This is a genomic window from Mesorhizobium sp. M7A.F.Ca.MR.245.00.0.0, assembly GCF_003997415.1.
Lineage (GTDB): Bacteria > Pseudomonadota > Alphaproteobacteria > Rhizobiales > Rhizobiaceae > Mesorhizobium.
Genome location: NZ_RZTE01000013.1, coordinates 1 through 6,608 on the forward strand (window position 1 = coordinate 1; position 6,608 = coordinate 6,608).

Consider the following 6,608-nt stretch of genomic DNA (forward strand, 5'->3'; position numbering starts at 1 on the left):
CCTTGTGGGGAGGGTTAGGGTGGGGGTCCGTGCCGGGCAAAGGCCGGCAATAGTGGCTCAAGCGGCTCCCTGCCGGTTGTCGATCATGGCGCGGCGTGCTGAGCGGCGCCACTCGACGGCGCCGGCAAGGCCGTGCAGCACCGTCTCGGTGGTCGCCCAGTCGATGCAGCCATCGGTGATGCTCTGGCCATAGAGCAGCGGCTTGCCCGGCACCACGTCCTGCCGGCCGGCGACGAGATTGCTCTCGATCATCAGGCCGATGATGCGCTCGTCGCCTGCCGCGACCTGGCCGGCGACATCTGCCGCGACCTTGGGCTGGTTCTCGGGCTTCTTGGCCGAGTTGGCGTGGCTGACATCGATCATCAGCCTGGGCGCAACGCCGATGCGGGCGAGTTCCACAGCGGCGGCTTCGACGCTCGCCGCGTCATAGTTGGGCTGAACGCCGCCGCGCAGGATGACGTGGCAGTCCTCATTGCCCGTGGTCGTGGCGATGCCGCTGCGCCCGCCCTTAGTCACCGCCATGAAATGATGCGGCTGGGCAGCCGATTTCACCGCCTCGGCGGCGATGCGCAGATTGCCGTCGGTGCCGTTCTTGAAGCCGACCGGGCAGGAAAGGCCCGAGGCGAGTTCGCGGTGGATCTGGCTCTCGGTCGTGCGCGCGCCGATCGCGCCCCAGGCGACCAGGTCGGCAATGTATTGCGGCGTGGTCATGTCGAGGAATTCGGTCGCCGCCGGCAGGCCGAGATTGTTGACGGCCGACAGCACGTTGCGCGCCATCCGCAGCCCCTTGTCGATGTTGAAGCTGCCGTCGAGGTCGGGATCGTTGATCAGGCCTTTCCAGCCGACCGTCGTGCGCGGTTTCTCGAAATAGACCCGCATCACGATCTCCAGCCGGTCCGACAGGCTCTCGCGCAGCGCCGCCAGACGGCTGGCATAGTCGACGGCGGCGACCGGATCGTGGATCGAACACGGGCCGACGATGACGAGCAGCCTATCGTCGGTACCGTTCAAGATGGCATGGATCGCGTTGCGCGACGCGGTCACGGTGCGCGTCGCCGTCAGCGTGCGCGGTATCTCCCGCGTCACCTCGTCCGGTGTGCTCAGTTCTCGGATTTCCTTGACCCGAAGATCATCTGTGGTGGTCAACACGGCTTTCTGCTCCTGTCGAGAGCATGATGCCGAAAAGTGTGAAGCGGTTTCGGACGACATCATGCTCCTCTTTGATTTAGAGGGAACCTGCCGGCTGAAACAAAAAAGCCGCCAGGTATGGCGGCTGTTCGGATCTTGTTGCTGCAATCTTCAGATCGAGCGCAATCCTCCCGCCGCCAGCGAGCTCCTAAAGTACCAATATGTGGCGGTCAGGTTGATCATGAGGTTCATATAGTCGATGCGGCGGCGCTTGTCACGTGCCGTAGATGAGTTGGCGAAATCGCTGGCGAGAGCGCCCCTCTCCCCGTCACTATACCGGGAGAGGATGCCGGCAGGCAGGTGAGGGGCGGCGCTTGCGTCGGAAGGATAAGGACAGGGCCAAAAAGCCCCGACTTCAATCGAACCTCTAACTATCAAAGTCGGCGCTGCCCCTCATTGCCCTGCCGGGCATTTCTCCCCGTATAGTGACGGGGAGAAACGGGCCGGCCGCGACGCCGACCCTACTCCGGCGAAGCCCCCGCAATGCTCTGGTCATAGTCGACCAGCGATCCGGTCATGACACCGGATTGCGGGCTGACCATGTAGCTGATCAACCGTGCAAGCTGGTCCGGCTTGACCAACTGGCCCATCGGCTGCGCCGCCTCGGCCTTGGCCAGCCAGTCGTCCGGCGCGTCGTGCCACTTCTTCTGCACGATGTCCTCGCCCTCCGTGTCCATCCAGCCGGGCAGCACCGCATTGCAGCGGATGCGGTTGTAGCGATAGGCATTGGCGACGTTCTTGGTCAGCGTCATCAGCGCGCCCTTGCTGGTTGAATAGGGCGTCAGGAACGACTGGCCGGTATGCGCCGACATCGACAGCACGTTGACGATCGAGCCGGGTGCCTTCTTCTCCAGGAGATGCGCCACCACGCCTTGCATCAGGAAAAACGGGCCGCGCACATTGGTGTCGAAGATGGTGTCGAAAAGCTCCTCGGAGGTTTCGACCAGCGAACCGCGCGCCGATGTCGCGGCGGCGTTGACCAGCGCGTTGATGGTGCCGAAATGCGAGATCGCGGTGGCGACGGCGCCCTTGCAGTCGGCCACTTTGGAGACGTCGGCGCTGATGAAGATCGCGTCGACGCCGGCTCTCCTGAAATGGGCGACGGCCTTGTCGCCCTTCTCCTGCGAACGGCCGATGAGCGCCAGTGCCCGGCAACCTTCCTCGGCCAGAGCTTCGGCGACGGCAAAGCCGATCCCTTGGGCGCCACCGGTGACGATGGCGCGTGTCTGTGAATTGCGATCGGCGGATGCGCTCATCGCTCTGCTCCTGTGGTTTCTTCCTAGGGTTTCTTACTTGTCGAGACGGACAGTCTTGCCGGTCGTTGCTGATTTCAGCGCCGCATCGGCCAGCTTCAGCGCGACGAGGCCGTCAGCGCCGCTCGGCGACGCTTTCTTGCCCGAGGTCGCGGCCGTGATGAACGCGGCGATCTCAATGGCATAGGCGTCGAGGTAGCGGGTCATGAAGAAGTCGTGCAGCGGCGGGCGCGTATAACCCTTCTCGTTGGCCAGTTCGATCGACACCGGGCGCTGGTTCTCGGCCGCAACCATGCCTTTCGAGCCATGCACCTCGATGCGCTGGTCGTAGCCATAGGTGGCGCGGCGCGAGTTGGAGATGACGGCCTGCTTGCCGGAAGCGGTTTCCAGGATGACGCTGACGCTATCGAAATCGCCGGCAGCACCGATCTTCTTGTCGACCAGCACCGAGGCATGGGCGCTGACCGCCACGACCTCTTCGCCGAGCAGGAAGCGCGCCATGTCGAAATCATGGATGGTCATGTCGCGAAAAATGCCGCCCGAGCGCTTGATGTAGTCGATCGGCGGCGCGCCGGGATCGCGCGAGGTGATGGTGACCATCTCGACGGTGCCGATGGCGCCGTCGTCGATTGCCTTGCGCACGGCGGCGAAGTGCGGATCGAAGCGGCGGTTGAAGCCGACCATCAGCGTCGCCTTGGTCTTCTCGACCACGGCCAGGCACTTCTCGACGCGCTTGACGTTGAGGTCGATCGGCTTCTCGCAGAAGATCGCCTTGCCGGCCTTGGCGAAGCGCTCGATCAGATCGGCATGGGTGTCGGTCGGCGTGCAGATGACGACGGCGTCGATATCGCCGGCTTTCTCGATATCCTCGATGCTGCGCACCTCGGCGCCATAGGCGCTCGCCAGCTCTTTGGCGGCCTTCTCGAACGCATCGGCAACGGCAACCAGTTTGGCCTGCGGGTTGGAGCCGACGGCGCGGGCGTGGACCTTGCCGATGCGGCCGGCACCGAGGAGAGCGAAGCGAACGGTCATGGGTATTTCCTCTGGGGGATGGATTAGAGAGAGTTGTGTCCGCACCTTCCCTGAGGAAGGGGGCAAGATTACTTCACGCACGCATACCTTAAAACAGGGTGATCATCCTGTTTAGGCCGCGAGTTCCGCCTCCCCGGTCTTGGCGCCGGTGATGTAGGAGACGATGTCGTTTCCGTCGGTGTTCTCCTTGCGCAGATTGGCGACGATGCGGCCGCGCCGGAACACGACGATACGGTCGCAGAGATCGAACACCTGGCGCATATTGTGGCTGATCAGGATCAGCGGCTCGCCATTGTCCTTGAGCGTACGGACGATGTTTTCGACCTGCGCGGTCTCCTGCACGCCAAGGGCAGCCGTTGGCTCGTCCATGATGATCAGCTTGGAGGCGAAGGTCGCGGTGCGGGCGATCGCCACGCACTGGCGCTGGCCGCCCGACATGTGGCGGATGGAGTTGGACAGATTGGGGATCTTCACCGCCGTGCGGACGAGCGCCGCCTCGGTCGCCTTGCGCATGTATTTGCGGTCGAGAATCGAGAACGGGCCGAGATTGAACAAAACCTTCTCGCGGCCGAGGAACAGGTTCGACGGCACGTCGAGATCGTCGGCCAGCGCCAGGTTCTGGAACACGGTCTCGATGCCCGCCGTACGGGCCTCGATCGGCCCGGCAAAGTTCACTTCCTTGCCGTCGAACCAGATCTGGCCGCTGGTGCGCTGCTCGACGCCGGTGATCTGGCGCACGAAGGTCGATTTGCCGGCGCCGTTGTCGCCCATGATGGCGACATGCTCGCCCTTGCGCAGCTCGAAGTTCGCGCCTTCCAGCGCATGCACGCCGCCATAGCGCTTGGTCAGGTTTTCGGTCTTCAGGACGATGTCTGACATGGTCATGCCCTCATTGCCCGCAGGCGTTGGCGCCACTGGTCGAGAACCACCGCACCGACGATGATCACACCCTTGACCATCTCTTGGTAGTAGGCGTCGAGGCGCAGGAAGGTGAAGCCGGAGATGATGACGCCGAAGATCAGCGAGCCGATCACCGTGCCGATGATCGAGCCGCGGCCGCCCGACAGGGAGACGCCGCCGATGACCGCCATGGCGATGGCGTCGAGTTCGTACATCACGCCCATGCCGGACTGCGCGGTCAGGTTCTTGGAGCTCAGCACCACGGCGGCGAGCGCGGCGAGAATGCCGGCGATGACGTAGACCAGGATCTTGTGGTTGGCGATCTTGATGCCGGACATGCGCGCGGCATCCTCGTTGGAGCCGATCGCGTAACAGTGCTTGCCGTACCTGGTGTAGGTCATGATCAGCTGGAACAGGATGGCCAGCGACAGGAAGATGACGACGGGCATCAGGCCTTTGCCGATGCCGGCGAAACTCTCGGTGGGAAATGAGATCGGCTGGCCCTTGGACCACCATTTGGCGATGCCGCGCGCGGTCACCATCATGCCGAGCGTGGCGATGAACGGCGGAATGCGCGTGTAGGCAATCAGCGCGCCATTGACCAGGCCGGCGAACAGGCCGCAGGCGATCGCCACCAGCAGCGGCACGATGACAGGCAGGTCGGTCCAGCCTTGCGCCAGGAACATCGCCTTGGGATTGGGGTTGCCGTTGACCGTCGCCACCTGGGCGAAGCTCATGGCGATCATGGCGGTCGCGCCGACGATCGAGCCTGAGGACAGGTCGATGCCGCCGGTGATGATGACCTGCGTCACGCCGATGGCGATGATGCCGACGATCGACACCTGCAGGATGATGATCTGCAGACGCGCTTCGTTGAAGATGCCGCCGACGTCGCTGCGTGTGTTGAACAGGAAGCTGTCGCCGAGAAAAATGCGGCCGATCAGTTCGAAGATGACGACGAGAATGACCAGTGCCAGGAAAACATTGAACTCGGCCGGCCATGTGCGCTTCTTCGCATCATAACCGACGCCGCCCACGCCATGAGATGTCTGTGCCACGTATTCTGTCCTCCATCAGCCGCGGTCGCCCTCGCGCCTGCGGCGCTGAGGGAGAGAGGGGAGCGGCGCTGTCTTGATCGAGAGCGCCGCTCCGTATCGAACCGTTGGCGGCTCAGTTCTTCTTCAGGAACTTGTCGATGTTGGCGGGCGTCACCAGCTGGAAGGGCACGTAGACCTTGTGCTCGACCTTCTCGCCCTTGGCGAGCTTGAGCGCCGCATCGAGAGCGCCGGCGCCCTGGCCGGCCGCGTCCTGGAACACGGTTACGTCGAGGTCGCCCGCCTGCATCGCGGCAAGCGCGTCCTGGGTGGCATCGACGCCGCCGACGACAACCGTCTTCATGTCGATGTTGCCGGCCTTCATCGCCTGGATGGCGCCGATGGCGCTTTCGTCATTGTTGGCGATGACGCCGTCGAACGGCTTGCCGGTCGACAGCCAGTTGGTCATCAGGTTCTGCGCCTCGTCGCGGTTCCAGTTCGACGTCTGCTTGTCGATGATCTTGATGAAGCTGCAATCCGGCGTCGCGATCACATCGTCGATGTCCTTGGTGCGCTGCACGGCGGCCTGGTTGGAAAGCTCGCCCATGATCACATAGACATTGGCTTCCTTCTTGCCGGCTTCCTTGAACAGGCGGCAGACTTCCTTGGTCTCGAGCGTGCCGGAATCGGCTTCGTTCGAGGCGACGAAGGCCTGGTTGTCGGGCAGCGTGTCGACATTGACCGGCTCGCGGTTGACATAGACCAGCGGGATCTTGGCTGCGGCGGCGGCGTCCGACATCGCCTGCGTGGCCGAAGTGTCGACCGGGTTGACGATGATGGCATCGACGCCCGAGGCGGCGAAGTTCTTGATCTGGTCGAGCTGCTTGGCAACGTCGTTCTGTGCGTCCTCGACCTGCAGCTCGACGCCGCTCATGCCCTTGGCCTGCTCGATCATGCCGTTGCGCAGCACGGTCAGGAAGTTGTCGTCGAACTTGGCCATCGACACGCCAACCTTGGCGGCCATGGCGGATGAGCTCATCAGCGCCGCGAAGGCGACGCCCAAAATCAATTTCTTCATTGTGTTTCTCCTCCACATATTGGTGTCCGGTTTCACCGATTTATCCGGAATCCCCGATCTCCCCGGGGAATCTCTCCCTGATGTCTTTTCTGTTCCGGGTGACGCCTGCCTCCTGGCTGGAAC

General features: G+C 63.3%; 6 protein-coding genes. All 6 read right to left on the reverse strand.

What is annotated here, in order from left to right; translation table 11 throughout:
* Window positions 1-57: 57 nt before the first annotated feature.
* The 6 genes from EOB80_RS15485 to EOB80_RS15515 all read right to left on the reverse strand — a co-directional run bounded on the left by EOB80_RS15485 (window position 58) and on the right by EOB80_RS15515 (window position 6,485).
* Window positions 58-1,149, reverse strand: coding sequence for a 3-deoxy-7-phosphoheptulonate synthase (locus tag EOB80_RS15485; protein WP_127328507.1), 1,092 nt, complete (start codon window positions 1,147-1,149; stop codon window positions 58-60).
* Window positions 1,150-1,649: 500 nt separating this feature from the next.
* On the reverse strand, window positions 1,650-2,444 hold the full coding sequence (locus EOB80_RS15495; protein WP_127328509.1) for an SDR family oxidoreductase: 795 nt from the start codon (window positions 2,442-2,444) through the stop codon (window positions 1,650-1,652).
* Between the two features lie 33 nt (window positions 2,445-2,477).
* The gene (gene iolG, locus EOB80_RS15500) at window positions 2,478-3,473 is read right to left on the reverse strand and encodes an inositol 2-dehydrogenase (RefSeq protein ID WP_027039991.1); all 996 of its coding nucleotides are present in this window, start codon (window positions 3,471-3,473) and stop codon (window positions 2,478-2,480) included.
* Between the two features lie 111 nt (window positions 3,474-3,584).
* Complete coding sequence (locus EOB80_RS15505) at window positions 3,585-4,352, reverse strand: ATP-binding cassette domain-containing protein (protein ID WP_127328510.1); 768 nt, start codon at window positions 4,350-4,352, stop codon at window positions 3,585-3,587.
* Window positions 4,353-4,354: 2 nt separating this feature from the next.
* Entirely contained in the window at window positions 4,355-5,431 is a 1,077-nt protein-coding gene (locus EOB80_RS15510; protein ID WP_127320412.1) for an ABC transporter permease, read from the reverse strand.
* 112 nt (window positions 5,432-5,543) lie between these two features.
* Window positions 5,544-6,485 (reverse strand): sugar ABC transporter substrate-binding protein, encoded by a 942-nt coding sequence (locus EOB80_RS15515; protein ID WP_127328511.1) that lies wholly within the window; start codon window positions 6,483-6,485, stop codon window positions 5,544-5,546.
* Between the last annotated feature and the right edge of the window lie 123 nt (window positions 6,486-6,608).